This is a genomic window from Lapillicoccus jejuensis (assembly GCF_006715055.1).
Taxonomy (GTDB): domain Bacteria; phylum Actinomycetota; class Actinomycetes; order Actinomycetales; family Dermatophilaceae; genus Lapillicoccus; species Lapillicoccus jejuensis.
On record NZ_VFMN01000001.1, the window covers coordinates 3,755,729 to 3,781,103 of the forward strand.

Below are 25,375 nucleotides of genomic sequence, written 5' to 3' on the forward strand. Positions count from 1 at the left end.
CGCACTGGCGCCGGTTGGCGTCCTGGGAAGCAGACTCCTGGGCGCTCGGGCTGGCCGTGTCCTGGGGGGAGAGGCACGGTGATCGGCCAGGTCACCCTGCGCGCCCGCGACTTCGCGGTGACCAGAGAGGTCTCGACCGGGTCCTGGCTCGGGCTGGGACACCACCGCCAGGGTTACGGCACCGAGGCTCGGACAGCGCTCCTCGCCCTCGCCTTCGACCACCTGGGGCGACGCGACGACGGAGGTGTTCGCGGTCAACGTGGCGTCGCAGGGTGTGTCGCGCCGATTGGGCTACCGGCCCGACGGGATCTCACGCGATCGGCGCGGCGACCAGGTCGTCGTGTCCCACCGGTTGCAACTCACCGAGGACCGCTGGGAGTCGCTCGAGGGGAAGGCGACTGTCGAGGTCGCCGGACTGGATGCTGCGAGATCGATGTTCGGGTGAGCGAATCGGCCGAGCGTCGGGCTCAACCCGTTTTCGACGCCGTCAGAGCAGGGACCCTGACCTCATCTCGCGAATTGTGGCACCGGTGTCCTGCTGGGGAGAGCCCGAGGTCGTTCAGGGGTTGTCTTTGTACCTCATTGAGAGGAGAGTCGGCTAAGAAAATCAATGGCTGCACGCTCGACATACTTCTTGAACACTGACTCTTCGAGCGGCTCGTGGATAGAGTCGAACACTAACCGGAGGGTGTACTGGCTCTTCCTGCCTTGCCACGTCCAGGCCAGGCACGCAGTTTGGTCTCTGACACCACATACGATGGATGTGTCCACGAAGCCGGAAACAGGAGACTGGGATGTTCGCCCAGAATCTGCACCCCACTTGGCGCGATATAACATTTCTGGATCCGTCTCCTTCATGAACACAGACGCGCCCAGATCCCCAGAAGCCCTGTTGACTTCCGCCGTGAACGCGATTCCATTTCTCGCATTGACGGTGGTTCCATACCACTCGGGATAGTCATCGGACGGGGTCATACGGAACCGGTCACCCGCCGGAGATGTTCCTAGCTCAGTGGTGAGCGTCGACAGTTCCTGCGCGCTCATCAACAGCTGGCGCGGGTCAAAGGTTTTGCTCGACGCCCGGTCAGTCGAGCAGCCAGCCGAGATGAGCCCTGCCATGATCGCACAGGCGACAACGACGTGACGTCCGCGCTCAGCCCTCCAGCCCGATCTCCTATGAGTCATTCGGTCTTCACCGATTTCACGTTGACGAGTGTATCGGCGTTTCCCTGAGATAATTCGTCAACAACGTCGACCTCATGCTGAGCGGCCTTGCCGTCGCCTTGAGTCGGGCCGGCCGGATGGGTCGGCGCGTGGCTCGACGAAATTATCGAGGACGGATGGTGGTAGCCCTTCATGAACATCCACCACCCTCGTCACGCTGTCGGGTTCGCTCGGCCTGGTCGAATGCCCCGCTGGTCATCATGCCCACATCTCGACGCTGGCGCTCGTGGTTGCAGAGATCCATCCGCCGCCCGGGCCAAGGATGGACAGGGTCACACAAGGATCTCAACGCCGATAATCGACATTATGTCAGTACGATCGGACCAAGGCTCCCCTCGCCGCGATCGTCAGACGACGCGGAACACCGGCCAACCGATCTCCGTACGCCATGCCGTCGGGTCCGGGGACTCGCGCGGGCCGACGAGGTAGACCTCGCGCACCGGCCCCGCGACCGACATGGCGTTCTGCACCACCCAGGTGCCGAGCTGGCCGTAGGTCACCTCGACGCCGTCGTGCTCACCCGGGTGGACGGTCGTGGCCAGCTCGACGGCCGGGAGGGTCAGCGGGTGCACGCGCCCGGTCGCACGTGGTGTCGTGCTCGGCAGGTAGACGACCGCACGACCTCGGCCCTGCTCGAACAGGGCGTTGTCGTAGGTGCCGCCCGGTGGACCCGTCGCCGCCTCCCCCGCGACCGCCAGCAGCTCGGCCATCGCGCCGGCGAACCAGCTCGCGACGTCGCCGCTGTCGACCACCCCCTCCACCGCCGCGACGGTGCGGGCCGGCTCGGCGCGCACCGTGACCTCGATGGGAGCCGGATCGGGCCGCAGCAGCCGCCGCAACGACACGATCGCCGCGCGGGTGCGGCCCAGCTCGTCCTCGAGCCGCTCGAGGTGCTCCGCCACGAGGGCCGCCCGGACCTGCGGCTCGGGACTGCGCAGGATGCGCTGCACGTCACCCAGCGGCACCTCGAGCTCGCGCAGCCGGTGGATGACCTGCGCGGTCGGGATCTGCTCCACGTCGTAGTAGCGGTAACCGGTGGCGGCGTCGACCACGGCCGGCTCGAGCAGCTGCGCCTCGTGGTACCGACGCAGGGTCCGGGCGCTGAGCTGGGTCAGCCGGGAGAACTCGCCGATCGTCAGCACCCCAGCAGTGTGGACTCTCCCCCGGGGGGAAGGTCCACGGCTTGACCTTCTCGCGCCGAGAGCGGTGACGGTGGGGGCATGACACAGCGCCCTGACACCTCCCCCGACACCTCGACCGACACCCTGCCGACCACGGTCCGCGAGTTCATGACCGCCCACACCGCCCACGACGCCGCCACCGCAGTCGCGTGCACGAGCGACGACGTCGTCGTCGTCGACCAGGGCGAGACGTTCCGCGGACGTGACCGCGTCCTGTCCTTCCTGCGCAGCGCGGGGTCCGAGTTCGAGTACACGACCGAGCAGATCGGCGCCCACCGCTTCGACACCGACCACTGGGTCGTCACCGTGCGCCTCGAGGGCACCTTCCCGGGCGGTGTCGCCGACCTCGACTACCACTTCACCCTGCAGGAGGGCCTCGTCGCCGAGCTCGTCATCGCCAACCACTGAACGGGCTACGGTCTGCGGATGAGCAGCCAGCAGACGGGCCCGGACCGGGCGAAGACGGACCCCCACCCGCCCCCGCCGCCGCGGGTGGGCGACCTGAACGACGACGTCAGGGTGGAGACGTTCACCCTCGACCCGTCCGCCTCGCGCGACGAGCGGATCGCCCAGGTCCTGGCCCGCTCCAGCCTCACGCTCGCCGAGGCCGTCGACCTCGTCGACGGCTCCCCGACGCCGCCGCCGACCTGAGTCGGTCGACGTCGCGCCCTCGACGGACCACCGTCACCCGCCGCATCGTCGGCGTGGGGTTGAGCCTCCCGTGAGGGCCGTCCGGTAGGAACGAGGGGTGAGCTGTCCCCCGCCGTCCCCCTGCCGTGACGCGGTGGTCCCGTGATCCTCGTCGTCGTCGGCGCGCTCGTCGCGCTGCTCGTCTCCCTGCTGGGGACCCGGTGGTACATCGGGTTCGCGACCCGGCACGGCTGGGGTCAGTTCGTCCGCGACGACGGCCCGACCAGCCACCACACCAAGCGCGGCACCCCGCAGATGGGCGGGCTGGTCATCATCGGTGCCAGCGTGCTCGGGTACGCCGTCGCCCACCTCGCCTTCCTCACTCCCCCGACGGCCTCCGGCGTCCTCGTCCTGTTCCTCATGGTCGGCATCGGCGTCGTCGGCTTCCTCGACGACTGGACGAAGATCAAGCGGGAGCGCTCGCTCGGGCTGACCTCGCGGCAGAAGGTCCTCGGCCAGACCCTGGTCGCCGTCGTGTTCGCGCTGCTCGCCATCGGGTTCTCGCGCGACGGGCTCACCCCGGCCAGCCACTACATCTCGTTCGTGCGCGACACCCCGATCGACCTCGCCGTCCTCGGGCCCGTCGTCGGCCTCATCCTCTTCGTGATCTGGGCCGACCTGATGATCGCCGGCGCCAGCAACGGCGTGAACCTCAGCGACGGCCTCGACGGGCTCGCCGCCGGCTCCAGCGCGATGGTCTTCGGCGGCTACACCCTCATCAGCGTCTGGCAGAACAGCCAGCGCTGCAGCCTCGTCGCCTCGCGCGCCTGCTACGAGGTCCGCGACCCCGTGGACCTCGCCGTCGTCTCGACCTGCATCGCCGCGGCCTGCTTCGGTTTCCTGTGGTGGAACGCCGCCCCGGCCCAGGTCTTCATGGGCGACACCGGCTCGCTCGGCCTCGGCGGCGCCCTCGCCGGCCTGGCCATCCTCACCCGCACCGAGCTGCTGCTCGTCCTCATGGGCGGGCTCTTCGTCCTCGAGACCGTCTCGGTCAGCCTCCAGGTCGGCTGGTTCAAGTACACCAAGCGCCGGTACGGCGCCGGCCGGCGCCTCTTCCGCATCACTCCCCTGCACCACCACTTCGAGATGGTGTGGGCCGAGATCACCGTGACGCTGCGGTTCTGGATCCTCTGCGGGCTGTTCGTCTCCGCCGGTCTCGTCGCGTTCTACGGCGAGTGGGTCGTCGCCAGCCGCCCTTGACCGCTCGGGTCGTCGAGGACCATGGCCAGCACCGGCGGCTCGTCGTCGGGCAGCCATGGCGGACGCGCCGACCCGACCTCGCGCCACCCGCGGTGGCGGTAGATCGCGAGCGCGTCACCGTGCTGCTGCACGACGTCGAGCACCGGGACCCGTCCTTGCTCGCGCACCCACGCGACCGCCGTGTCGAGGAGCCGGCCGCCGAGCCCCAGCCCGCGTCGGTCCAGGTCGACGAAGAACGCCGAGACGCAGCCCAGCCCGGCGTTCGCGCGACCCGTCCCGGCGCGCCACAGCCGGCCGAAGTCGTCGTCCCCGACGGTGGTCACGGTGACCTGCCCGGCCACGACGTCGTCGACGGTGACGACCCACGCTCGTTCCTCGCTCTCGCGCGCGAGGAACTCCTCGGCGGGGAACGGCAGCGGCCACCGGAAGGGGTAGCGCGAGGTCGGCTGCTGCCGACCGAGCAGCTCGACGAGCACGGGCAGGTCCTCGGGACGCCGGTCGCGGACCACGACCGCCGGCCCCCGACGCACCATCCGCCGCTCGAGACCGACGGGCTCCCGCACCGTCGCCCCGTCGAACACGAACCCCTGCCGCCGGTAGAACCGCATCGCCCGCTCGTTGCCGTCGAGCACCCACAGCACCGCGGGTGCGACGCCCACCGCCCGGCGTAGGAGCGCGTGCCCGAGGCCGGTGCCGTAGCACTCCGCCCGCACGTAGAGCGCCCACACCTCCGTCTCGGGAAGGATCTTCTCGGGATCGTTCCTCGCCGGTCCGACGCTGACGAACCCCAGGAGCCGCTCCCCCGCCGGCGACGGGACGACGTACGTCGTCGCGGGTCCGGCGGTCAGCGACTCCCGCCACCGTCGCACCCGGTCGGCACGCCGTCGGCGCCGGTCGGCCAGGACCTCGGGGTCGACGAGGGCGCCGTACGCCTCCTCCCACACGTCCGTGTGCAGGTCGGTCAGCGCCTCGGCGTCGTCGGGCAGCGCCACGCGGATGTCCACGGCGACGAGGCTAGGTCACGTACCCGGTCAGGCCGGCGCGGCCTCACGCAGCTCGGGCAGCGGCTGCTCGGACTGCGCCACGTGCCCGAACCGCCCGGCCAGCGTGGAGAACGGCGGTGACGTGGCCACCTTCGCGGCGGTGTTGCGGACGGCCAGCCCCAGCCCGGTCTGCGGGAAGGCGACGCGGCGCATCGCCCGGGGGAACGAGGGCACGGCGTCGACGAGCTCGCGCATCCAGGCCTCGTACGACGTCAGCGCGGCCTCCCGGTCGTCCGGCGAGGTCGAGAGGAACGCCGCGAGGACGTACCCCCCGGTGAGGGCGAGCGAGGCCCCCCCGCCGCCGAGCGGCGTGACGCACCAGGCGGCGTCGCCGGCGAGGACGACCCGCCCGCGGTGATACGTCGTCACGGTCATCCGCTCGAGGTCGTCGGCGTAGACGTCGTCGGAGGCCGCGAACCCGTCGAGGACCCGCTGCGCCTGCCACCCCGCGTCGGTGAACCGCCCGCGCAGCCGCGCGAGCATCGTGTCGCGGTCGACCCCGGCCAGCCCCTCGTCCTCGTCGTCGCCGTGGGCGTAGGCGAGCATCGCGCGGGTCGTGCCGTGCGGATCGGGCCGCAGGTGCACCTGACGGCCCCCGGGCGCGGTGTACCAGCGCCAGTAGCGGTCGTCGTCGTCGGTGCGCGGGATGGTCCCGAAGACCATGGTGATCCCGAGCGGCGTGGGCTCGGTGGCGTCGGCGAGGAGCTGGTCGCGGGTGCTCGAGCGGACGCCCTCGGCGACGACGACGAGATCGGCGCGGAAGGTGCGCCCGGCGTGGGTGCGGACGACCGCCGCGTCGCCCTCCTCGGTCAGCGTCTCGAGGCTGTCGCCGAAGACGAGCTCGACCGTCTCGGGCAGCCGGTCGCGCAGCAGGCCCGCCAGGTCGCCCCGCAGCACCTCGAGCTCGGCGGTCGCCCCGTCCGGGTCGTCCGACGGCAGCTCGGCGACGACGCCGCCGTCGTCGTCGACGAAGCGGGTGCCGACCTCGGTCGTGTTGCGGGCGAGGACGGCGTCGTACAGGCCCATCCGGTGCAGCACCTCGCGACCGACGCCGCGGACGTCGACGTTCTGCCCGCCCTCGCGGAACCCGTCGGCGCGCTCGAGGACGGTCACCCGCCAACCCACCCGGCTCAGCCACCAGGCGGTGGACAGGCCGGCGATGCTCGCGCCGGTGACGAGGGCGTGCGGCGCAGTGGTCACGGCACCGAGCCTAAGCGGCGCGCCCGCGCCCCGCTCGGGTGCCGTCGGCCGCAGCGGCGCTACCGTCGCCCGCGTGGCACTGACGACGCAGCAGGTCCTCGCCGCCTCCGACGCGTGGCTGTGGGTTCCGGAGCAGGCCCGCTCCGAGGTGGTCGCCGGCGTCCCCGTCGTCGACTACCCGGACTGGGCGCACACGCCGTTCTGGGCCGCGCCGCTCGACACCGGCCGGCCCGCCGAGGACGCGCCCGCCGTCGTCGCCGCGGTCGCCGCCGTGGCCCGCGAGCGCGGGAAGCCGTGGATGACGTGGTGGCTGAGCCCGTCCGCGCGCCCGGTCGAGCTCGCCGATGCCCTGCTCGCCGTCGGCGCGGTCGCCGAGGAGAGCTGCGACATCGTGGCCTGCGACCTCGCCGGCGGGATCCCTGACGTCGGCGACGTCGCGCCCGTGTGCACCGAGGTCGTCCAGGACGCCGCTGGGATCGACGACTTCGGCGCCGTGAGCGACGCGGTGTGGGGTCCCGTGCGCGACCCCGAGGCGCGTCGCGCGACGCAGCTGGCCGACCTCGGCCGACCGCTCGCCGAGCAGGACTCGCGCCGCGTCGTCGGCCACCTCGAGGACCGCCCGGTCGCGGTCGGCGGCCTCCAGGTCGCGGACGGCGTCGCGCGCCTGTACGGCGCCGCGACCCGCCCCGAGGCGCGCGGCCGCGGCGCCTACCGCGCCGTCCTGCACCGGCGTCTCGTCGAGGCCCGCGCGCTGGGGGCCACGACGGCGTTGGTCCACGCCCGGGTCGGCACCTCCGGCCCGATCCTGCGCCGCTGCGGCTTCGAGGCGTACGGCGTCGCGCGATCCTTCCGCCTGGACCTCTGACCCGGCCGGACCTCAGCCCGCGTGCTGCACGCAGCGCGTCGCCGTCGGCCGGGCCTCGAGCCGCTCGTCGGGGATCGGGCGCCCGCACACCTCGCAGACGCCGTACGTCCCGTCGGCGACCCGCTGCAGCGCCGCGTCGACCTCCGCGAGGCGCCGGCGCGCCGACGAGCCGAGCGCCTCGAGCTGCTGGCGCTCGTAGGCGATGGTCTGCCCCTCGGGATCGTGCTCGTCGTCGGCGTTGCTGTCCCGGCTCGCCTCCACCATCGCCGCGACGTCGGCCCGCGACGACGCCGCGAGCGCGAGCACCCGCTCGCGCTCGGCCTCCAGGCGGGCCACGACCTCGGTGCTGTCCACCCCCCGTTCCTACCCCGTCGCCGGCGGGGACACCGGCGTCGGGTCCGTAGGCTGCCTGCTCGTGCAGTGCGACTACTTCGACGCCGGGGTGTGCCGCTCGTGCACCCGGATGGGGACGCCGTACGAGCGTCAGCTCGACGACAAGCAGGCCGGCGTGGCCGCGACCCTCGCGGGGGTCGTCCCCGCCGGCGCGTGGGCGCCGGCGCAGGCGTCCCCCGAGTCGGGGTTCCGCAACAAGGCCAAGCTCGCCGTCGGCGGCCGCCCCGGCGAGGTCACCCTCGGCATCCTCGACGGCGACCGGCGCGGGGTCGACCTGCGCCACTGCGGGCTGCACGAGCCCGCGCTGCACGCCGCCCTGCCGCTGCTCGCCGACGCCGTCGACGACCTGCGGCTCGAGCCGTACGACGTCCCCACCCGCCGCGGCGAGCTGAAGTACCTCCTCGTCACCCGCTCCCCCGACGGCGAGCTGATGCTGCGGGTCGTGCTGCGCACCGACCGCGACCTGGAGCGGGTGCGGGCCGCGGTGCCGGTGCTGCGCGAGCGCCTCCCGCACCTGCGGGTCGTCACCGTCAACCTGCACCCCGAGCACAAGGCGGTCCTCGAGGGCGACACGGAGGTCGTCCTCACCGAGGGGCCGCAGGGGGCGGACCTGCCCATGCGGCTGGCCGGGCTCACCCTGCACCTGCCGCCGCGCAGCTTCTTCCAGACCAACACCGCCGTCGGGGCCGCGCTCTACGAGCAGGCCCGCGCCTGGGTCGACGAGGCGTCCCCGCGCGAGGTCCTCGACCTCTACTGCGGCGTCGGCGGCTTCGCCCTGGCGGCGGCCACCGCCACCCGGGCGCCCGAGGTGGTCCGTGGCGTCGAGGTGTCGGCCGAGGCCGTCGACGGGGCCCGGCGCAGCGCCGCCGAGCTGGGTCTGCCCCGCATCCGGTTCGAGGCCGGCGACGTCGACGTCGCCGACCCCGACCTGCTGGGCGACGCCGACCTCGTCGTCGTCAACCCGCCCCGGCGCGGGATCGGCGCCCTCGCGCCGGCGATCGAGCGCTCGGGGGTCCGGCACGTCGTCTACTCCAGCTGCCAGGCGGCCTCGCTGGCGCGCGACCTCGCGGCGATGCCGTCGTACGGCGTCCGCGCGGCGCGGCTGTTCGACATGTTCCCCCAGACCGGCCACCACGAGGTCGCCGTACGGCTCGAGCGCGAGCGCGCCTGAACGCCGCCTGGGAGGTTCCTGCGCACCGACCCGGCCGGCCGTGCCGGCCCTCGCGGTCCCCGTACCCTCGACCGGTGACCGAGGTGCTGGGGCGGCGCGAGCTGCGCAAGGCGCAGACCCGCCGCCGGCTCTCCGAGGAGGCGTTCGCGCTGTTCCTCGCCCACGGGTTCGACCAGGTCACCGTCGCCGACGTCGCGGCGTCGGCCGGGGTGTCCGTCACGACCCTCTTCTCCTACTTCCCCACCAAGGAGTCCCTGGTCTTCGACCCCGAGGGGCACCAGCTCGACGCGCTCGTGCTCGCCGTGCGCACCCGCCCGGTCGGGGTCTCGCTGGTCGACGCCGTCGAGCGGCACACGTACGACGCCCTCGACACCATGGCCGACGAGCCCGTCCGCCGGGCCTACGCGGCGCTCGTCGCCGCGACGCCGTCGCTGCAGCGTCACATCCAGACCGTCATGCTCACCGACTGGCGGCCCGTCCTGCGGGCGGCCCTGCACGAGACGGTGTGGGACCTGGACCCGACGGCGGCCGACGTCGCCGCCGTGCACCTGCTCGGCTCGCTCGCCGGGGTGGCCATCGAGGCCGACGCCGAGGCGGCCGCCCGGTTCCTCGGGCCCCTGCGGCACGGCTACGGCGCCGTCGGCGCCTGAGCCCCGAGGCTCACCCCCGCCGGCACACCCCCCGCCGGCACACCCCCGGCTCACCCGAGCCAGGCGGACGCGTCGCTCGTGCGGGCCGTCCCGCTGTCGCGGACCAGCTGGGTGAGCACGAGCTGCGCGGCCAGCTGGGCCGTGTGCTCCTCGCGACCGATGTAGACGTACTCCTGCGGGCTCGGTGTGAGGCTGTACGTCCGTCCGTCGGTGAACCGGTCGGTGAGGGCCTGATGACCCGCGAGGTGCTGCTGCAGCACCGCCGCGGTGTCCTCGCCGAGGAAGGCCTGCGCCTGCGCGTCGACCAGGGCGTAGGGCAGCAGCTGACCGGTGCCCCAGTCGTTGCCCTGGGGGTAGTAGATGCCCCCGCCGTCGGCGTAGACCGGGCCGCCCGGGGCCGCGAAGACCGTGGGCGAGAACCGCCGCGTCGTGTACGAGTCGTAGACGGGTCGCAGCAGCAGCGTCAGCGCCCGCGGCGCCGGCCGGCCCGCCACCGCGTCCAGCAGCACGCCGTCGACGTCCTGGTAGATCGTCGTCGAGTAGTCCGGGGCGATCCGGGCGTGGTTGACGACCGTGCCGTCCTGCTCGACGTTGGAGCCGGTGACCCAGGCCCCGAGCGGGGCCCCCGCGACCTGCTGGGTCGAGCCGACGTCCGAGGGACGGGCCCAGGACGCGAGCGCGAGCCGGACCTGGGTGTTCGCCCACACGGGGACGTCCGGGTGCCCGGGCAGCATGACGAGGGCCACCTGGAGCGGCAGCATCCGCCAGGACAGCTCCTCCGCGAAGGTGTTGCCCGGCGAGAGCAGGGTCCCGTCGGCGCCGCGGTAGTAGGTGACGGGCAACGTCGTCGCGTAGCGCGCCTCGTGCTCGACCATCCGTGCCGTCGCGGACTGCACGTCGACCGGGAGCGACCCCCAGGAGAGCCAGGCGGCGCGTCCGGCGATGCCGGACCACAGCGTGCTCTGCCACGAGTCGCCCCACCCGTCGGGCGTGGTCGCGGCGTGCGTGGTCGTCACCCGCCGCAGGATGGTCACGAGCCGCTGCCGGGCGACGGCGGCCGGCACCCCGACGGACGACTCGTCGTACGCGCCGGTGGCGAGCGAGGTCGACAGGGCCAGCGCCGTCATCGACAGCCGGCGCACGGGGTCGACGGTCGGGGACGTGCCGGTGGTGACCATGGTCCGACCGGCGGGGGCGGCGAGCAGGCCGGGGGCGACGGTCTGCCACCACGTGCCCATCGCGTAGCGGTCCGCGTCGAGCAGGCTGCGGCGGGCCATGGCCGTGTCGGCCGGGGCGGACGGGCCGTAGGTCGGCACCCGCGAGGGCGGCGTCACGACGAGGGCGGGGCGCGGGAGCGCGGCCTGGATGTCGACGACGACGTCGCTCGACGCGGCGGTCGAGGCGAGCGCCAGCGACCCGTCGGGGGCGAGCGGGAGCAGCACGGTGTTCGTGACCGTCGCGCCGGCCGGGAAGTTGACGCTCGAGGTGGCGGGCCGGTCGGCGCCCCAGGCCCACCCGGTGAGGTACCCGCTCGTGGTGGGCGCCGTGACGGTGAGGTGGGCGAGGACGGCGCCGGTGCCGGTCGGGACGCCCGCCACGCCGGCGACCGGGACGCGGCGGACCTCGCCGCGGGTCAGCGGGAGGGGTCCGGTGGAGGCGCGGCGGCTGTCGTAGACCCGGGTGGCCGTGTCCCCGGAGGTGAGGTAGCCCTCGACGTCGACGACGACGTCCGAGGGGCCGCCCGCGTCGAGCACGGAGACCCGTCCGGCGGCGTCGACGGGGAGGACCGCGAGCGTGGCCACCGGTCGCCCACCGGTGGTGTTGACGTGGGAGACGCTCGGCCGCGGGGTGCCCGCCCGGTAGGCGGTGAGGTAGCCCGGACCCGCCCCCGGCACCGGGACCGCGGTGAGGTTGGCCACCACGCCGGTCGTGCCGGGCGGCACGGGCAGGGTGTACGTCGTCGTGCTGCCGGCGACCGGGCGCACGGTCCCCCGCCGGGTGTCGAGCACCCGGGTCGGCGCGACGGCGGTGAGGGCGGCCCCCGCCCCCACCCAGCCCTGGACGTCGAGGACGACGTGCACGGCGCTGCGGCCGCCGCCGTTCGTCACCCGCACGGCCCCGTCGCGGACGGGGACGAGCGCCTGGTTCGAGACCGCCTGGCCGGGCTCGACGTTGACCGTGCTCGTCGTCGCGGCGGTGCCGTCGTCGAGGCGCACCCAGCCGGTCGTGGAGCCGCCGACGACGGTGAGGTTGACCAGCACGGCCGTGACCCCCGCGGCGGGCACCCCGGCGCCCAGCACCGGGACGCTCAGGGAGGCGCCGGCGGCGAGGGGTTTCCCGGAGGTGGGTCCGGTCGTGGTCCGGGTGTCGAGGACGCGCCGCGACGCGACCGCCTCCACCGACGGGACGGCCGGCTGCGCGGCGGCCGTCCCTCCGGTGAGCGCGTCCGTCGGGCGCACGGCGCCGGCGCCACGGACCGAGGCCTGCGCGGCGGCGGCCGCGGCGGCGGAGCCCGCCAGCTCGCGGCGGGCGGCGACGGCCGCGTCGCCCGCCTGGGGCGCCGTACCGGCCGGCGCGGTGAGCACGGTGCCCGGTGGCACGGGCGACCCGGCGACCGAGGCGCTGGCCGTGGGGACGGCGAGCGCCAGGAACGCGAGAACGGCGGTGGGGAGGGCGGCGCGACGCGCAGCGCGGCGCAGGGGCATGCGGCTGAGGACCCTTCGTCGGGGGGACGCGGAGCCGGGACGAGGGGCGGCGCCGACGCGCAGGGTAACGGCCGCGAGCGGCCCGACCTGAGGGAATCGAGGGATCCGCGACCGGACGGCTACCCTCGCGCCCCGGACGTCACACAGTCGTCACACAGAACAATGACAAATGTCCGGATGCGCGAAAGTGCAGTGACTACACTTTCGCTCGGCGGGCGCGTCGGGATGCCCAGCTCGGGAAGGCATCCCGATGCGCCCACCGCCGTCCTGGCTAGCGTGGCCTCAGTGTCAGGGTGACTGTCGCCGCTCACGCGGTGGTTGGATCCTGAGCACCTGGTGTCTGGCTCGTAGCGTGCCTGTCGCCTTCGGTCCCCGAGGGCTGATGTCCATGCGTTGTGCCGGCACCGGGTGTGAAGGAGCCGGCCGGCGTGACTTGATAGGAGCGTGGCGTCGCCCCCACTGAGATGTGTCCGCCGACCGGCCCAACCGTCCAGTCACTGAGCAGATGCACCTATCGGATCAGGTGCATCGGGTGAGAGGAGGCAACCTCCATGGTTGTTGTTGGCGCGGATGTGCACAAGCGCACGCACACGTTCGTCGCAGTCGACGAGGTCGGCCGCCAGGCCGGGCAGCGCACGGTCGAGGCCACCACCGCCGGGCACGCGCAGGCGTTGCGGTGGGCGCGGGAACGGTTCCCCGGTCAGGACCTGACCTGGGCGGTCGAGGACTGCCGGCACCTGTCGGCTCGGTTGGAGCGGGACCTGCTCAGCGCTGGTCAGAAGGTGGTGCGGGTGCCACCGAAGATGATGGCCGAGCAGCGTCGGGTGGCGCGGACCCGGGGCAAGTCCGACCCGATCGACGCGTTGGCCGTGGCGCGGGCGTTCCTGCGTGAGCCGTCGCTGCCGGTGGCCTCGCACGACGAGATCTCCCGCGAGGCCAAGCTGCTGGTCGACCGACGAGAGGCGTTGGTGGGTACCCGGACCCGCACGATCAACAGCCTGCTGTGGCGGGTGCACGAGCTGGACCCGGCCCACGCCCCGAAGGAGCGGTCGTTGGACAAGGCCAAGCACCAGCAGACGCTGCGGGCGTGGCTGCTCACGGTGCGCGGGATCGTGGCCGAGCTGGCGTTGGACGAGCTGGACGACGTCATCGCGCTGACCGTGCGGATCAAGGAGCTGCAGCGCCGGATCGGGGCCCTGGCCCGCCGGCACGCCCCGAGCCTGCTGGCGATGCCCGGGTGCGGGGAGCTGTCCGCGGCCAAGCTGCTGGGCGAGTCCGCCGGGGTCACCCGGTTCAAGAGCGAGGCCGCGTTCGCCCGCCACGCCGGTATCGCGCCCATCCCGGTGTGGTCCGGCAGCACCGCCGGCCGAGTGCGGATGACCCGCTCGGGCAACCGCCAGCTCAACGCCGCCATCCACCGCATCGCGATCACCCAGGCCCGCATGCCCGGCACACTCGGCCGGGCTTACTACGAGAAGAAGCTCGCCGAGGGCAAGTCGAAGACCGAGGCCCTGCGCTGCCTCAAACGCCGCCTGGCCCGCGTCGCCTTCCACCACCTGACCACCGACCACCACAACCGTCACCACGCTGCCCTCCCGGCAGCGGCTTGACATAGGAGCAACCCATGACCCACGCCGCGGGAGACCCGCACACCCTGCGCGACGGCACCACGGTGCCCGCCATCGGCTTCGGCACCTACCCCCTGTCCGGCGAGGAGGGCACGGCCGCGCTGGTCTCGGCCCTCGAGGCCGGGTACCGCTACCTCGACTCGGCGGTCAACTACGGCAACGAGGCCGAGGTCGGTGAGGCGCTGCGCCGCTCCGGCCTGCCGCGCGACGAGGTCCAGGTGGCGACGAAGATCCCCGGCCGCTGGCACGCGGAGGACCTCGCCCGGCGCAGCCTCGAGCAGTCGCTGGTCGCGATGGGCGTCGAGCAGCTCGACGTCGCGCTCATCCACTGGCCCAACCCCAGCCAGGACCTCTACCCGCAGGCGTGGCGCGCGCTCGTCCGCGCACAGCAGGACGGGCTCGTGCGAACCATCGGGGTCAGCAACTTCACCCCGGCGCACCTGCACCGCGTGATCGACGACACCGGCGTCGTCCCCGCGCTCAACCAGGTCGAGCTGCACCCGCGCTTCCCCCAGGAGGAGCTGCGCCGCACCCACGCGGAGCTCGGCATCCTCACGCAGGCGTGGAGCCCGCTGGGCAAGACCCTCGCCCCCTTCGACGAGGAGGCGGTGACCGGCCCCGCGGAGCGGTACGACGTCTCCCCCGGCCAGGTCGTGCTGCGCTGGCACCTGCAGCTCGGGTCCATGCCGATCCCCAAGTCCGCCTCGCCGCAGCGCCAGCGCGACAACCTCGACGTCCTCGGGTTCGCGCTCACCGACGACGAGGTCACGGCCATCAGCGCGCTGGCGCGCGAGGACGGCCGCCGCTTCGGCGGCGACCCGGACACCCACGAGGAGATGTAGGCGCCCGTGCACCTGCCCGTCCTGCCGCCGGTGCGGCCGATGCTCGCCCGCCCGGCGCCGCAGGTGCCGGAGGGCCGGTGCTACGAGCCGAAGTGGGACGGCTTCCGCACCGTCGTCTTCCGCGACGGCGACGAGATCGAACTGGGCAGCCGCAACGAGCGACCCATGACGCGCTACTTCCCCGAGGTCGTCGAGGCGGTCCGGGCGAGCCTGCCGCCGCGGTGCGTCGTCGACGGCGAGGTCGTCCTCGTCGACGCCGACACGGGGGTGCTCGACTTCGACCGGCTCCAGCTGCGGCTGCACCCGGCGGCCAGCCGCGTGGCCCGGCTGGCCGCGGAGACCCCGTGCGCGCTCGTCGTCTTCGACGTCCTCGCGCTCGGCGACGAGGACCTCACCGGGCTGCCCTTCGCCCAGCGCCGCGCCCGGCTCGAGGAGCTGCTGCCGGTGGCGCCGCTGCCTCTCGACGGTCCGGTGACCGGCGTACGCCTGACCCCGCTCACCCGCGACCGGGACGTCGCGCTCGACTGGTTCGACCGGCTCGAGGGCGCCGGGCTCGACGGCGTGGTCGCCAAGGCCGAGGACCTGACCTACCAGCCCGACAAGCGGGTGATGACCAAGGTCAAGCACGTGCGCACCCTCGACTGCGTCGTCGCCGGCTACCGCCCGCACACCTCCGGCCCGGACGCGGTCGGGTCGCTCATGCTGGGCCTGTGGGACGAGCACGGCGGGCTCGACTCGCTCGGGGTGATCGGCGCGCTGCCGATGGCGCGCCGGCGCGCGCTCGTCGACGAGCTGGCGCCGTACGTCACCGATCTCGCCGGGCACCCCTGGGACTGGGGCGGGGCGGCCGAGGGGCTGACCGACGCGCAGCGACGCTCCTTCGGCAGCCGGTGGAACGCCGGGAAGTCGCTGGCCTTCGTGCCCCTGCGGCCCGAGCTGGTGGTCGAGGCGCGCTACGACTTCCTCGACGGCGGCCGGTTCCGGCACACGGCGCAGCTGTCCCGGTGGCGCCCCGACCGCGACGCACGCTCGTGCACGTGGGACCAGGTCGAGCGACCGGAGCCGGTCGACGTCCGCCCGTTCCTGGCGGGTGGCGGGTGACCACCGGCACACCGGGGCCGCGCTGCGGGCCCCGCGGTCGGCGACCGCCCATCCGCTAGGTTGGCGGCCATGTCGCAGACCCTTCCTGCTCCCCGCGTCCTCGGCGACGCGATCCCCGGCGGCGCGGTGCGCGACGCCGCCCTCGTCCTCGGCGGCGCGGCCGTCGTCGGTGTCGCGGCGCAGGTCGCGGTGCCGCTCGGCTTCACCCCCGTGCCGCTGACCCTGCAGACGCTCGCCGTCCTCCTCGTCGGCGCGAGCCTCGGCACCGCCCGCGGCGTCGCCTCGCTGCTCGTCTACACCCTCGTCGGCGTCGCCGGCGTGCCGTGGTTCTCGCACCACACCTCCGGCTGGGGCGGCGCGTCGTTCGGCTACGTCCTCGGGTTCGTCCTCGCCGCGGCCGTCGTCGGCCGGCTCGCCGAGCAGGGCGCGACCCGTGGGCCGTGGCGCACCGTCGGTCTCATGGTCGTCGGCAACCTCGCCGTCTACGCCGTCGGCGTGCCGTGGCTCATGGGCACCGCGCACGTGGGCGTCGGCGAGGCGCTGGCGCTCGGGCTCACCCCGTTCCTCGTCGGTGACGCGATCAAGCTCGCGCTCGCGGCCGGGTTCTTCCCCGCCGCCTGGCGGCTGGTCGGCCGCCGCTGAGCCGGCCCCTGCTCGTCCCCGCGGGGCGTCGTACCGGCTCCGGTACGGCGCCCCGCGGCGTTCGTCCGGGTGGTGCGCGCCGAGACGCGCGCGAAACATCGCGGGCCTAGGCTGCCCGCCGTACCGCCCTTCCGGGCGCCGACCCACGAGCAGGAGCCGTATGCACCTCACCCCCGCGGACACCGAGAAGCTGCTGCTCAGCGTGGCCGGGATGGTCGCCCGCGACCGCCTCGCGCGCGGGGTGCGGCTCAACCACCCCGAGACGGTCGCGCTGCTGAGCACCTGGGTGATCGAGCGGGCCCGGGAGGGCGCGGGCGTCGCCGAGCTGATGGAGGCCGGGCGCACCGTGCTGAGCGCCGACCAGGTCATGGACGGCGTGCCGGAGATGCTGCACGACGTGCAGGTCGAGGCGACCTTCCCCGACGGGCGCAAGCTCGTCACCCTGCACCACCCGGTCGGCCCGGCCGGCGGCACCGTCGCCCCCGGCGCGGTGCGCACCGACGAGGGGACCGTCGTCCTCAACGAGCGACCCGAGGACGAGCGGATCGGGCTCGTGATCGAGAACACCGGCGACCGGCCGGTGCAGGTCGGCTCGCACGTGCACCTGCCCGACGCCAACGCGGCGCTGGCGTTCGACCGGGCGGCGGCGCACGGGTACCGGCTCGCCGTCCCGTCGGGCACGTCGCAGCGCTTCGAGCCGGGGGCGTCGCGTCGCGTCGCCGCGGTGACGCTGCGCGGGGCCCGGCGGGTGCCGGGCCTGCAGGTCAAGAGCGAGCAGGAGGCGCGGCTCGATGGCTGAGGTGACCCGGGCCGAGTACGCCGCCCTCTACGGCCCGACCGCGGGCGACCAGGTGCGGCTCGGCGACACCGACCTGTGGGTGCAGGTCGAGCGCGACCTCACCGTCGGCGGCGAGGAGGCCGTCTTCGGCGGCGGCAAGTCGATCCGCGAGTCGATGGCCCAGTCGGACCGGCCGCGCTCGGCCGGGGTGCTCGACACCGTCGTCACCAACGCGCTCGTGCTCGACCACTGGGGCGTCGTCAAGGCCGACGTCGGGATCCGTGACGGGCGGATCGTCGCGCTGGGCCGGGCCGGCAACCCCGACGTCGCCGACGGCGTGCACCCCGACCTCGTCATCGGGCCGTCGACCGACGTCGTCAGCGGCGAGGGCCGGATCCTCACCGCCGGGGGCATCGACGTCCACGTCCACCTGCTGTCCGGCTCGCAGCTGCACGAGGCCCTCGCGACGGGTATCACGACCGTCGGCGGGGGCGGCACCGGGCCGTCCGAGGGGTCCAAGGCGACCACGGTGACGCCGGGGGCGTGGCACCTCGCCGCCGTCCACCGCGGCCTCGACGCGTTCCCGGTCAACGTCCTGCTCCTGGGCAAGGGCAACACGACGAGCCTGGAGGCGCTGCGCGAGCAGGCCCTCGGTGGCGCGGCCGGCTACAAGGTCCACGAGGACTGGGGCTCGACGCCGGCCGCGATCGACGCGGCCCTGCGAGGAGCCGACGAGTGGGGCCTGCAGGTCGCTCTGCACTCGGACTCGCTCAACGAGGCGGGCTACCTCGAGTCGACGCTGCGGGCCATCGGCGGCCGGTCCATCCACGCCTTCCACGCCGAGGGCGCGGGCGGTGGGCACGCGCCCGACATCATGAAGGTCGCCGGCGAGCCGCACGTCATCCCCGGCTCGACGAACCCGACGCTGCCGCACACCGTCAACACCGTCGCCGAGCACCTCGACATGCTCATCGTCTGCCACCACCTCAACCCGGCCGTGCCCGAGGACCTCGCCTTCGCCGAGTCGCGCATCCGGGAGACGACGATCGCCGCCGAGGACGTGCTGCACGACCTCGGGGCCATGTCCATCACGTCGTCCGACGCGCAGGCGATGGGGCGGATCGGCGAGGTCGTCACCCGCACCTGGCAGGTCGCGCACGTGATGAAGGCCCGCCGCGGGTCGCTCGGGGGGTCGCTGCCCGCGGACAACGAGCGAGCGAGGCGCTACGTCGCGAAGTACACGATCAACCCGGCGATCGCCCACGGCATCGACCACGAGGTCGGGTCGGTCGAGCCGGGCAAGCTGGCCGACCTCGTCCTGTGGGACCCGCGCTTCTTCGGCATCCGCCCCGACGTCGTCCTCAAGGCCGGGGCGCTCGTGTGGGGCGCGCTCGGCGACCCCAACGCCTCCATCCCCACGCCGCAGCCGGTGCTGCTGCGCCCCACGCTGTTCGAGGGCAGCGCCGCCGACCACGCGGTCACCTTCGTCGCCCCGGCCGCCCTCGACGACGGTCTGGCCGGGCGGCTCGGCCTGCGACGGCGGCTGGCGGCGGTGCGGCCGACGCGCGACGTCGGCAAGGCGCAGATGGTCAACAACGACTACTGCCCCCGTATCGACATCGACCCGGCGACCTTCGCCATCACCGTCGACGGCGAGCTCGTCGTGCCGGCGCCCGCCTCGCGGCTGCCGCTCGCGCAGCTCTACACGATGTTCTGAGGGGGTCCTGCGGTGGTCGAGACGACGAGGACCGCGGCGGTCTCCCCCGACCTGCTGCTCATGCTGCTCGCCGACGCCCGCCTGCCGACCTCCGGGCACACCCAGTCCGGTGGGCTCGAGCCGGCCCTGCTCGGCGGGCTGCCCGAGGACGGCGTCGTCGACTACGCGCGCACCCGGCTCGCGACGGTGGTGCGGGTCGACGCGGGGACGGCTGTGGTGGCGCGCGGTCTCGCGCTGGCGGGGCGCCGTACGGACGCGGTGGAGGTGGCGTGGGCGGCCCGGACCCCGAGCCCGGCGCTGCGCGACGCCTCCCGCGACCTGGGGCGGGCGCTGCGCCGGCTCGCCCTGCGGGTCTGGCCGGACGCCCCCGCCCTGGCCGAGCTGCGCCTCGTCCGCACGCCGTGCCGACCGCGGGTGGTCGGGCTGCTCGGGGCCTCGCTCGGCCTCTCGCCGGAGCAGATGGCGCGCCTGGTGGCGTACGACGACGCGCAGTCCGTCCTGGCCGCGTCGCTCAAGCTCGTGCCGGGCGACCCGGCCGAGGCGACCGCCGCGCTCGTGGCGCTCGCTCGCGACGTCGAGGCGGTCGTGACCGCCGTGGCCGACCTGACGGACCCGTCCGACGTGCCGGCGACGTCGGCGCCGCTGACCGAGGCGTGGGCGCAGGCCCACGCCACCGCACCCAGGAGGCTGTTCCGTGCCTGACGTCGTACGTGCCCAGGAAGTATCATCGCGGAGGGCGTTGCGGCTGGGGGTGTGCGGACCGGTCGGCACCGGCAAGACCTCGATCCTCGCGCTGCTGTGCCGCGAGCTGGCCGGCGAGCTGTCGGTCGCCGTCGTCACCAACGACATCTACACCGACGAGGACGCCCGGATCCTGCGCAGCGCCGGGGTGCTCGCCCCCGAGCGGATCCGTGCCGTCGAGACCGGGGCCTGCCCGCACACCGCGATCCGCGATGACGTGACCGCCAACCTGCTCGCCGTCGAGGACCTCGAGGCCGACTTCGACCCGGTCGACCTCGTGCTCGTCGAGTCCGGTGGCGACAACCTCACCGCGACCTTCTCCCCCGCCCTCGTCGACGCGCAGGTGTTCGTCCTCGACGTCGCCGGCGGCGGGGACGTCGCCCGCAAGGGCGGCCCCGGGATCGCCCGCGCCGACCTGCTCGTCGTCAACAAGACCGACCTGGCGCCGTACGTCGGGGTCGACGTCGAGCGGATGGTGGCCGACGGGTCGGCCGCCCGAGACGGGCGACCGGTCGTCGCCCTGTCGCGGACCGACCCCGGGTCGGTCGCCGCGCTGGTCGGGTGGGTGCGCGGGCAGGTGCGGGCGCACCGCGAGGGGGCGCTCGTGCCGCAGGACCCCGGGCCGATGGCGCCGCACCACCACGGCGACGGCGTCGTGCACGCGCACCCGTGAGCACGACCCGCGTCGTCGTCACGGCCTCGGCCGGGCGGGACGCGGCCGTGACGGTGGTGACGCCCGGCCCCACCGGTCGCGGGCACCTCGGGGTCCGGCGGCTGCCCACCCGCGCCGGGGTGGCCCGGCTCGCCCTCGTCGCCGAGGGCGCGCTGCTGCTGGCCGGCGACGACGTCGGCGTCGAGCTCGTCGTCGGCGCGGGCGCCCGGGTCGAGGTGGTCGAGCCGTCGGGGACGGTGGCCTACCCGATGCGCGGCGGGCGCGCGGACTGGCGGGTGGACCTCACCGTCGGGGACGGGGCTACCCTGCGCTGGCGGGGGCTGCCCTTCGTCGTCGCCGAGGGCGCGGACGTCGACCGCTCGACGTCGGTCCGGCTCGCGGAGGGGGCGGTGGCGGTCCTGCGCGAGGTCCTCGTCCTCGGGCGCAGCGGCGAGCCGGGCGGGGCGATCGGCGGCCGGCTGCGCGTGGACGGCGTCGCGGGCCCCGTGCTCGCCGAGGACCTGCTCCTCGGACCCCAACGGCCGTCGGTGGGGGTGGTCGGTGGGGCCCGCGTCGTCGACACCCTCACGGTGCTGGGCGCCCGGGCCGGGGCGGCCCCGGAAGGCGTCACCCGGCTCGAGCTCGAGGCCGAGGGCACGCAGCTGCGCTGGCTGGGCGCGGCGACCCACGAGAGCCCGCTCGAGGGCTGGGCGGCGCCGTTGGCTGCTCAGGCGGCCCCGGCCTGACCCCCGCGAATCGGATTCGGCTCGCTCGGCTCGGGTCGCACACCGAGCCGAGTGGGCCGAATCCGATTCGGGTCGATCGCCGTCAGCGCAGGTGGGCCGGGCAGGCGAGGCCGGAGCGGCGCCGTACGGACTCGGCGTCGACGGAGGACCGGATCGCGAGGATCGGGTCGTCGGAGGGCTCCACGCCCTCGACGAGGCGCATCGGGTCGTGGACGAGGACGTCGCCGTCCCGCTCGCGGGTGTCGTCGAGGGCGGTGAGGACGACCTCGCCGAGGTCGACCCACGCGCGGTCGGTCGGCCAGGCGCGGCTGGGGTCGTGGGTCTGGTCGCCGGGGGCGGCCAGCTGCGCGGCGGGGCCCCGACCGTCGCGACGACCTCGCCGGCGGCGGCGACGTCCGGGTTGGCCGCGAGGAACGCGGCGGTCTGCTCCTCCCCCGCGTGCTGCGCGAGGAGGAGGTCGCGGAACTTCTCCGGGGTCGCCGCCGGGAAGACGGGCCGGTCCTGGCACACCAGGTCGGTCGTGCGGCCGTCGGCGAGGTGGAACTTCACCGCCATGCCGCGGGTCGCCGTACGTCGTGTGTCGGTCTCCTCGGGGCTGGGGAACCCGTTGGAGAAGCGGACGCTGACCGGCACCGGGTCGCCCTGCAGGTGGGGCGCGATGCTCAGCTCACCCGCCCTCGGGATGGCGGTGAACGTGCCGGCGAGTGTGACCCCGGCGCCGGGGTGGCACGAGGTGACGCACACGGTGTTGTGCCAGCGGTGAGGTCGTGGACACGCCTCACGGGACACCGGACGGGAGGGCGCTGCCGCCGTGGGCGGCGCCGCTGGGGTTGCGCCGCCACCCCGAGGGCGGCTGGTACGCCGAGACGTGGCGCAGCGAGGTCGAGGTCCCGGGCGGGGTGACCGGCCTGCCGGGGCCGAGGGCGGCGGCGACGGCCATCCACTTCCTGCTGCTGCCCGGCGAGGAGTCGGCCTGGCACCGGGTGCGCTCGGCCGAGCTGTGGCTGCTGCACCGCGGAGCGCTCGAGCTGAGCCTCGGCGGGGTCGGTGCTCGACCGGCCCCGGAGCGCACCGACGTGCTCGGTCCCGACCTCGCCGCCGGGCAGCGGCTGCAGCTGCTCGTCCCGGCCGGGCACTGGCAGGCGGCCCGGCCGCTGCACGGCGAGCCGTGCCTGGTCAGCTGCGTCGTCGCGCCCGGGTTCGACTTCGCCGACTTCGAGCTGGCCTGACGCGGCGCCGTACGGGCGTCAGGCCTCGCCGCGCAGCAGCCGCTCGAAGGGGACGACGTCGGCGAACGGGTCGGCGGGGGCCCGGCGGGCGGAGCCGGCGAGCAGGTCGCCGAACTCGGCGCCCGCCGCCGTGATCCGCCCGCCCAGGCCGTTGCTCGCGGCCGACGCCCAGTCGTCCGTCGCCGCGAACACGGCGGTCGGGGCGACGCTCGCCCTGAGGTAGGCGAACAGCGGCCGCAGGGCGAAGTCGAGCGCGAGAGAGTGCCGCGCCGTCCCGCCGGTCGCGCCGAGCAGGACCGGCATCCCGGCCAGCGACCCCATCTCGAGGGTGTCGACGAACGACTTGAACAACCCGCTGTACGACGCGCTGAAGATCGGCGTCACCGCGACCAGCCCGTCGGCGCCGGTGACGGCCCGCTGGGCCGCCTCCAGCGCCTCGGAGGGGAAGCCGGTGAGCATCGCGTTGGTGACGTCGTGGGCGAGGTCGCGCAGGTCGACGGTCTCGAGGACGACGTCGTCCCCCTGCTCGCGCAGGCGGTCGGCGGTGGCGGCGGCCAGCCGGTCGGCGAGCAGCCGCGTCGACGAGGGCTGCGACAGACCGGCCGAGACGACGGCGAGGGTGCGGGTGGTCATCGGCTCCTCCTCAGGAGGCCAGGACGATGGGGGTGTTGTCGGGCAGGGTCTCCCCCGCCTCGACGGCCGCCTTCATCGACGCGTGGGTGGGCGGGTTGTCGGGCACGCCGGCCGGGCGCCGCGCGGCGAGCTCCGTACGGAGCACGGGGACGACCTCGGAGCCGAGCAGCTCGATCTGCTCGAGCACCGTCGACAGCGGCAGGCCCGCGTGGTCGACGAGGAACAGCTGGCGCTGGTAGTCGCCGACGTACTCACGGAAGCCGAGGGTCTTCTCGATCACCTGCTCGGGCGAGCCGACCGTGAGCGGTGTCTGCCGGGTGAACTCCTCGAGCGACGGCCCGTGCCCGTAGACCGGGGCGCTGTCGAAGTAGGGCCGGAACTCGCGGACCGCGTCCTGGCTGTTCCTGCGCATGAAGACCTGGCCGCCGAGCCCCACGATCGCCTGGTCGGCGCGGCCGTGGCCGTAGTGCTCGAAGCGGCGGCGGTAGAGGTCGACCATCTGCTGCGTGTGCGACGCGGGCCAGAAGATGTGGTTGGCGAAGAACCCGTCCCCGTAGTAGGCCGCCTGCTCGGCGATCTCCGGCGTGCGGATCGAGCCGTGCCACACGAAGGGCGGGATGCCGTCGAGCGGGCGCGGCGTCGAGGTGAAGCCCTGCAGCGGCGTGCGGAAGTGGCCCTCCCAGTCGACGACGTCCTCGCGCCACAGCCGGCGCAGCAGCGCGTAGTTCTCCACCGCGAGCGGGACGCCCTGGCGGATGTCCTGGCCGAACCACGGGTAGACCGGGCCGGTGTTGCCGCGGCCCAGGGTGAGGTCGATCCGGCCGCCCGACAGGTGCTGGAGCATCGCGTAGTCCTCGGCGATGCGGACCGGGTCGGTCGTCGTGATGAGCGTCGTCGAGGTTGACAGCTGCAGGCGCTGCGTCTTTGCGGCGATGGCGGCGAGCATGACCGGCGGGTTGCCCGGCGCGACGAAGGGCGGGTTGTGGTGCTGCCCCACCGCGACGACGTCGAGACCGACCTCCTCGGCCTTCTTGGCGATCGCGACCATCGACATGATCCGCTCGTGCTCGGTCGGCGTCCGACCCGTCGTGGGGTCGGTCGTCACGTCGCCGACGGTGAAGATCCCGAACTGCATCGCGTCCTCCTCAAGATGATTGCAGATTCAATCACCTGGTGGAACGGGTGTCCAACCGGAGGTATTCCGCAGGGCCGGGTGGCACGGGGCGCCCTAGTGTCGGGTGGTGCGTGAGGCCTTCGGTGAGCGGTTCGACGTCCCGCACGGGTACCTGGCGACGGCGAGCGTCGGGGTGCCGCCGCAGGGCGCCGTACGGGCGGTTCAGGCCGCCCTCGACGACTGGGCGACGGGGGGAGCACGACCGCCGGCGTACGACGAGCCCGTCGAGACCGCCCGGGCGGCCTTCGCCGCCCTCACGGGGTACGACGCCGCAGACGTCGCCATCGGCGGGTCCGCGTCGGCGCTGCTCGCGCTCGTGGCGGACGCCGTGCCCGACGGCGCGCGGGTCGTCACCGCCGTCGACGAGTTCACCAGCGCCACCTTCCCGTTCGCGGCGCACGGCGACCGCGGGGTGCGGGTGCTCGAGGTGCCGCTGGACGAGCTCGGAGCAGCGGCCGCCGGGGCCGAGGTGGTCGTCGTCAGCGTCGTGCAGTCGCTGGGCGGCGCCCAGGTCGACCTCGCGCCGCTGCGGGCGGCCGCGGCCGGTGGCACGCTCGTCGTGCTCGACGTGACCCAGGCCGCCGGCTGGCGACCGCTCGACCTCGGGTGGGTCGACGCCGTCGTGGCCGGCGGCTACAAGTGGCTGCTCTGCCCGCGCGGGGCGGCGTGGCTCGGGACGTCGGCGCGGCTGCGCGAGCGGATGCGCCCGCTCGCGGCGAACTGGTACGCCGGCGGCGACGAGCGGTGGTCGGCGATCTACGGGCTGCCGCTGCGCCTGTCCCCCGACGCGCGGCGGTACGACGCCTCCCCCGCCTGGTGGTGCCACGTCGGCGCCGCCGTCACGCTGCCCTGGCTCGCGTCCCTCGACCTCGCCGCCGTGCGCGAGCACTGCGTCGGCCTCGCCGACGCGACGCTCGCCGGTCTCGGGCTGCCACCCCAGGGATCGGCGATCATCAGCCTCGACCGGCCGGACGCGTTGGAGCGACTGACGGACGCCGGGGTCGTCGCCGCGGCTCGTGGTGGGCGGACCCGGCTCGCCTTCCACCTCTACAACGACGCGTCCGACGTCGACCGGGTGCTGTCGGCCCTGCGCTGACGTCCCTCCCCCGACCCGGACTGCTGCGGGACCGGGCCCTCGAGGTCCCTCCTCCGACCCGGACTGCGGCGGGA

General features: G+C 74.3%; 27 protein-coding genes and 1 pseudogene. 18 read left to right on the forward strand and 10 right to left on the reverse strand.

Annotated features, from left to right (window positions below; genetic code table 11):
* Positions 1–78 precede the first annotated feature (78 nt).
* On the forward strand, positions 79–645 hold the full coding sequence (locus FB458_RS22280) for a GNAT family N-acetyltransferase (RefSeq protein ID WP_425460855.1): 567 nt from the start codon (positions 79–81) through the stop codon (positions 643–645).
* Here the strand turns inward: FB458_RS22280 and FB458_RS17395 are convergent.
* From FB458_RS17395 to FB458_RS17405, 3 genes are all read right to left on the reverse strand, one after another.
* Positions 580–1,119 (reverse strand): hypothetical protein, encoded by a 540-nt coding sequence (locus tag FB458_RS17395; protein WP_141849611.1) that lies wholly within the window; start codon positions 1,117–1,119, stop codon positions 580–582. The two genes, FB458_RS22280 and FB458_RS17395, sit on opposite strands and share 66 nt — an antisense overlap.
* 62 nt (positions 1,120–1,181) lie before the next feature.
* Complete coding sequence (locus FB458_RS17400) at positions 1,182–1,358, reverse strand: hypothetical protein (RefSeq protein WP_170185725.1); 177 nt, start codon at positions 1,356–1,358, stop codon at positions 1,182–1,184.
* Between the two features lie 213 nt (positions 1,359–1,571).
* Entirely contained in the window at positions 1,572–2,366 is a 795-nt protein-coding gene (locus tag FB458_RS17405) for a MerR family transcriptional regulator (RefSeq protein WP_141849613.1), read from the reverse strand.
* A gap of 78 nt (positions 2,367–2,444) precedes the next feature.
* On the opposite strand from FB458_RS17405, the gene FB458_RS17410 reads away from it, so the two are divergent.
* The 3 genes from FB458_RS17410 (at position 2,445) to mraY (ending at position 4,295) form a co-directional block, all read left to right on the forward strand.
* Positions 2,445–2,813 (forward strand): nuclear transport factor 2 family protein, encoded by a 369-nt coding sequence (locus tag FB458_RS17410; RefSeq protein WP_141849614.1) that lies wholly within the window; start codon positions 2,445–2,447, stop codon positions 2,811–2,813.
* Positions 2,814–2,831: 18 nt separating this feature from the next.
* Positions 2,832–3,056: a hypothetical protein gene (locus tag FB458_RS17415; RefSeq protein WP_141849615.1), complete on the forward strand. Its 225-nt coding sequence runs from the start codon at positions 2,832–2,834 to the stop codon at positions 3,054–3,056.
* A gap of 141 nt (positions 3,057–3,197) precedes the next feature.
* Positions 3,198–4,295 (forward strand): phospho-N-acetylmuramoyl-pentapeptide-transferase, encoded by a 1,098-nt coding sequence (gene mraY, locus FB458_RS17420; RefSeq protein ID WP_141849616.1) that lies wholly within the window; start codon positions 3,198–3,200, stop codon positions 4,293–4,295.
* On the opposite strand, the gene FB458_RS17425 is transcribed toward mraY, so the two are convergent.
* Together FB458_RS17425 and FB458_RS17430 are read right to left on the reverse strand one after the other, a co-directional pair.
* Positions 4,262–5,299, reverse strand: a complete 1,038-nt coding sequence (locus FB458_RS17425) for a GNAT family N-acetyltransferase (RefSeq protein WP_141849617.1) — start codon at positions 5,297–5,299, stop codon at positions 4,262–4,264. The two genes, mraY and FB458_RS17425, sit on opposite strands and share 34 nt — an antisense overlap.
* A gap of 27 nt (positions 5,300–5,326) precedes the next feature.
* Positions 5,327–6,538: an FAD-dependent monooxygenase gene (locus FB458_RS17430; protein ID WP_141849618.1), complete on the reverse strand. Its 1,212-nt coding sequence runs from the start codon at positions 6,536–6,538 to the stop codon at positions 5,327–5,329.
* A gap of 73 nt (positions 6,539–6,611) precedes the next feature.
* On the opposite strand from FB458_RS17430, the gene FB458_RS17435 reads away from it, so the two are divergent.
* Positions 6,612–7,403 carry a GNAT family N-acetyltransferase gene (locus FB458_RS17435; protein ID WP_141849619.1) on the forward strand — a complete coding sequence of 264 codons (792 nt, stop codon included), beginning with the start codon at positions 6,612–6,614 and terminating at the stop codon, positions 7,401–7,403.
* Positions 7,404–7,415: 12 nt separating this feature from the next.
* Here the strand turns inward: FB458_RS17435 and FB458_RS17440 are convergent, their stop codons facing one another.
* Positions 7,416–7,757 (reverse strand): TraR/DksA family transcriptional regulator, encoded by a 342-nt coding sequence (locus tag FB458_RS17440; RefSeq protein ID WP_425460856.1) that lies wholly within the window; start codon positions 7,755–7,757, stop codon positions 7,416–7,418.
* A gap of 61 nt (positions 7,758–7,818) precedes the next feature.
* Between FB458_RS17440 and FB458_RS17445 the strand changes: the two genes are divergently transcribed.
* Complete coding sequence (locus tag FB458_RS17445) at positions 7,819–8,967, forward strand: methyltransferase domain-containing protein (RefSeq protein ID WP_141849620.1); 1,149 nt, start codon at positions 7,819–7,821, stop codon at positions 8,965–8,967.
* A 74-nt stretch (positions 8,968–9,041) separates the two neighbouring features.
* Positions 9,042–9,617 carry a TetR family transcriptional regulator gene (locus tag FB458_RS17450; protein WP_170185726.1) on the forward strand — a complete coding sequence of 192 codons (576 nt, stop codon included), beginning with the start codon at positions 9,042–9,044 and terminating at the stop codon, positions 9,615–9,617.
* Positions 9,618–9,667: 50 nt separating this feature from the next.
* Here FB458_RS17450 and FB458_RS17455 read toward each other — a convergent pair whose 3' ends face one another.
* A complete protein-coding gene (locus FB458_RS17455) occupies positions 9,668–12,322 on the reverse strand; it encodes a hypothetical protein (RefSeq protein ID WP_141849621.1) in 2,655 nt (884 codons plus the stop codon).
* Positions 12,323–12,873: 551 nt separating this feature from the next.
* Between FB458_RS17455 and FB458_RS17460 the strand changes: the two genes are divergently transcribed.
* From FB458_RS17460 to FB458_RS17500, 9 genes are all read left to right on the forward strand, one after another.
* Positions 12,874–13,932, forward strand: a complete 1,059-nt coding sequence (locus FB458_RS17460; protein ID WP_141847067.1) for an IS110 family RNA-guided transposase — start codon at positions 12,874–12,876, stop codon at positions 13,930–13,932.
* 14 nt (positions 13,933–13,946) lie between these two features.
* A complete protein-coding gene (locus tag FB458_RS17465; protein ID WP_141849622.1) occupies positions 13,947–14,792 on the forward strand; it encodes an aldo/keto reductase in 846 nt (281 codons plus the stop codon).
* Positions 14,793–14,798: 6 nt separating this feature from the next.
* Positions 14,799–15,893 (forward strand): ATP-dependent DNA ligase, encoded by a 1,095-nt coding sequence (locus tag FB458_RS17470; RefSeq protein ID WP_141849623.1) that lies wholly within the window; start codon positions 14,799–14,801, stop codon positions 15,891–15,893.
* A 69-nt stretch (positions 15,894–15,962) separates the two neighbouring features.
* Positions 15,963–16,535: a biotin transporter BioY gene (locus tag FB458_RS17475; protein ID WP_141849624.1), complete on the forward strand. Its 573-nt coding sequence runs from the start codon at positions 15,963–15,965 to the stop codon at positions 16,533–16,535.
* Between the two features lie 160 nt (positions 16,536–16,695).
* Positions 16,696–17,334 carry an urease subunit gamma gene (locus FB458_RS17480; RefSeq protein WP_141849625.1) on the forward strand — a complete coding sequence of 213 codons (639 nt, stop codon included), beginning with the start codon at positions 16,696–16,698 and terminating at the stop codon, positions 17,332–17,334.
* Positions 17,327–19,030 carry an urease subunit alpha gene (locus FB458_RS17485; RefSeq protein ID WP_141849626.1) on the forward strand — a complete coding sequence of 568 codons (1,704 nt, stop codon included), beginning with the start codon at positions 17,327–17,329 and terminating at the stop codon, positions 19,028–19,030. The genes FB458_RS17480 and FB458_RS17485 overlap by 8 nt, the downstream gene beginning before the upstream one ends.
* Positions 19,031–19,042: 12 nt before the next feature.
* The gene (locus FB458_RS17490; RefSeq protein ID WP_246061326.1) at positions 19,043–19,732 is read left to right on the forward strand and encodes an urease accessory protein UreF; all 690 of its coding nucleotides are present in this window, start codon (positions 19,043–19,045) and stop codon (positions 19,730–19,732) included.
* Positions 19,725–20,444 (forward strand): urease accessory protein UreG, encoded by a 720-nt coding sequence (gene ureG, locus FB458_RS17495; protein ID WP_141849627.1) that lies wholly within the window; start codon positions 19,725–19,727, stop codon positions 20,442–20,444. The genes FB458_RS17490 and ureG overlap by 8 nt, the downstream gene beginning before the upstream one ends.
* Complete coding sequence (locus FB458_RS17500) at positions 20,441–21,169, forward strand: urease accessory protein UreD (RefSeq protein ID WP_141849628.1); 729 nt, start codon at positions 20,441–20,443, stop codon at positions 21,167–21,169. The genes ureG and FB458_RS17500 overlap by 4 nt, the downstream gene beginning before the upstream one ends.
* Before the next feature lie 495 nt (positions 21,170–21,664).
* Here the strand turns inward: FB458_RS17500 and FB458_RS22285 are convergent.
* Positions 21,665–21,958: pseudogene (locus tag FB458_RS22285) on the reverse strand (hypothetical protein); the annotation flags it as partial.
* Between FB458_RS22285 and FB458_RS17510 the strand changes: the two are divergent.
* Positions 21,937–22,398, forward strand: a complete 462-nt coding sequence (locus tag FB458_RS17510; RefSeq protein WP_141849629.1) for a cupin domain-containing protein — start codon at positions 21,937–21,939, stop codon at positions 22,396–22,398. The pseudogene FB458_RS22285 and the gene FB458_RS17510 overlap by 22 nt on opposite strands.
* Positions 22,399–22,416: 18 nt before the next feature.
* On the opposite strand, the gene FB458_RS17515 is transcribed toward FB458_RS17510, so the two are convergent.
* Positions 22,417–23,031 carry an FMN reductase gene (locus FB458_RS17515; protein ID WP_141849630.1) on the reverse strand — a complete coding sequence of 205 codons (615 nt, stop codon included), beginning with the start codon at positions 23,029–23,031 and terminating at the stop codon, positions 22,417–22,419.
* Positions 23,032–23,041: 10 nt separating this feature from the next.
* Entirely contained in the window at positions 23,042–24,166 is a 1,125-nt protein-coding gene (locus tag FB458_RS17520; RefSeq protein WP_141849631.1) for an LLM class flavin-dependent oxidoreductase, read from the reverse strand.
* Between the two features lie 106 nt (positions 24,167–24,272).
* Between FB458_RS17520 and FB458_RS17525 the strand changes: the two genes are divergently transcribed.
* Positions 24,273–25,301 carry an aminotransferase class V-fold PLP-dependent enzyme gene (locus tag FB458_RS17525; protein ID WP_141849632.1) on the forward strand — a complete coding sequence of 343 codons (1,029 nt, stop codon included), beginning with the start codon at positions 24,273–24,275 and terminating at the stop codon, positions 25,299–25,301.
* Positions 25,302–25,375: the final 74 nt, after the last annotated feature.

Excerpts from the sequence above, each read along its gene's own strand:
- FB458_RS17460 (WP_141847067.1), top strand. The coding sequence starts at position 12,874 with ATGGTTGTTGTTGGCGCGGATGTGCACAAGCGCACGCACACGTTCGTC.
- FB458_RS17515 (WP_141849630.1), bottom strand. The coding sequence starts at position 23,031 with ATGACCACCCGCACCCTCGCCGTCGTCTCGGCCGGTCTGTCGCAGCCC.
- FB458_RS17395 (WP_141849611.1), bottom strand. The coding sequence starts at position 1,119 with ATGGCAGGGCTCATCTCGGCTGGCTGCTCGACTGACCGGGCGTCGAGC.
- FB458_RS17455 (WP_141849621.1), bottom strand. The coding sequence starts at position 12,322 with ATGCCCCTGCGCCGCGCTGCGCGTCGCGCCGCCCTCCCCACCGCCGTT.
- FB458_RS17410 (WP_141849614.1), top strand. The coding sequence starts at position 2,445 with ATGACACAGCGCCCTGACACCTCCCCCGACACCTCGACCGACACCCTG.
- FB458_RS17520 (WP_141849631.1), bottom strand. The coding sequence starts at position 24,166 with ATGCAGTTCGGGATCTTCACCGTCGGCGACGTGACGACCGACCCCACG.
- FB458_RS17475 (WP_141849624.1), top strand. The coding sequence starts at position 15,963 with ATGTCGCAGACCCTTCCTGCTCCCCGCGTCCTCGGCGACGCGATCCCC.
- FB458_RS17415 (WP_141849615.1), top strand. The coding sequence starts at position 2,832 with ATGAGCAGCCAGCAGACGGGCCCGGACCGGGCGAAGACGGACCCCCAC.
- FB458_RS17400 (WP_170185725.1), bottom strand. The coding sequence starts at position 1,358 with ATGAAGGGCTACCACCATCCGTCCTCGATAATTTCGTCGAGCCACGCG.
- FB458_RS17485 (WP_141849626.1), top strand. The coding sequence starts at position 17,327 with ATGGCTGAGGTGACCCGGGCCGAGTACGCCGCCCTCTACGGCCCGACC.
- FB458_RS17480 (WP_141849625.1), top strand. The coding sequence starts at position 16,696 with ATGCACCTCACCCCCGCGGACACCGAGAAGCTGCTGCTCAGCGTGGCC.
- FB458_RS17465 (WP_141849622.1), top strand. The coding sequence starts at position 13,947 with ATGACCCACGCCGCGGGAGACCCGCACACCCTGCGCGACGGCACCACG.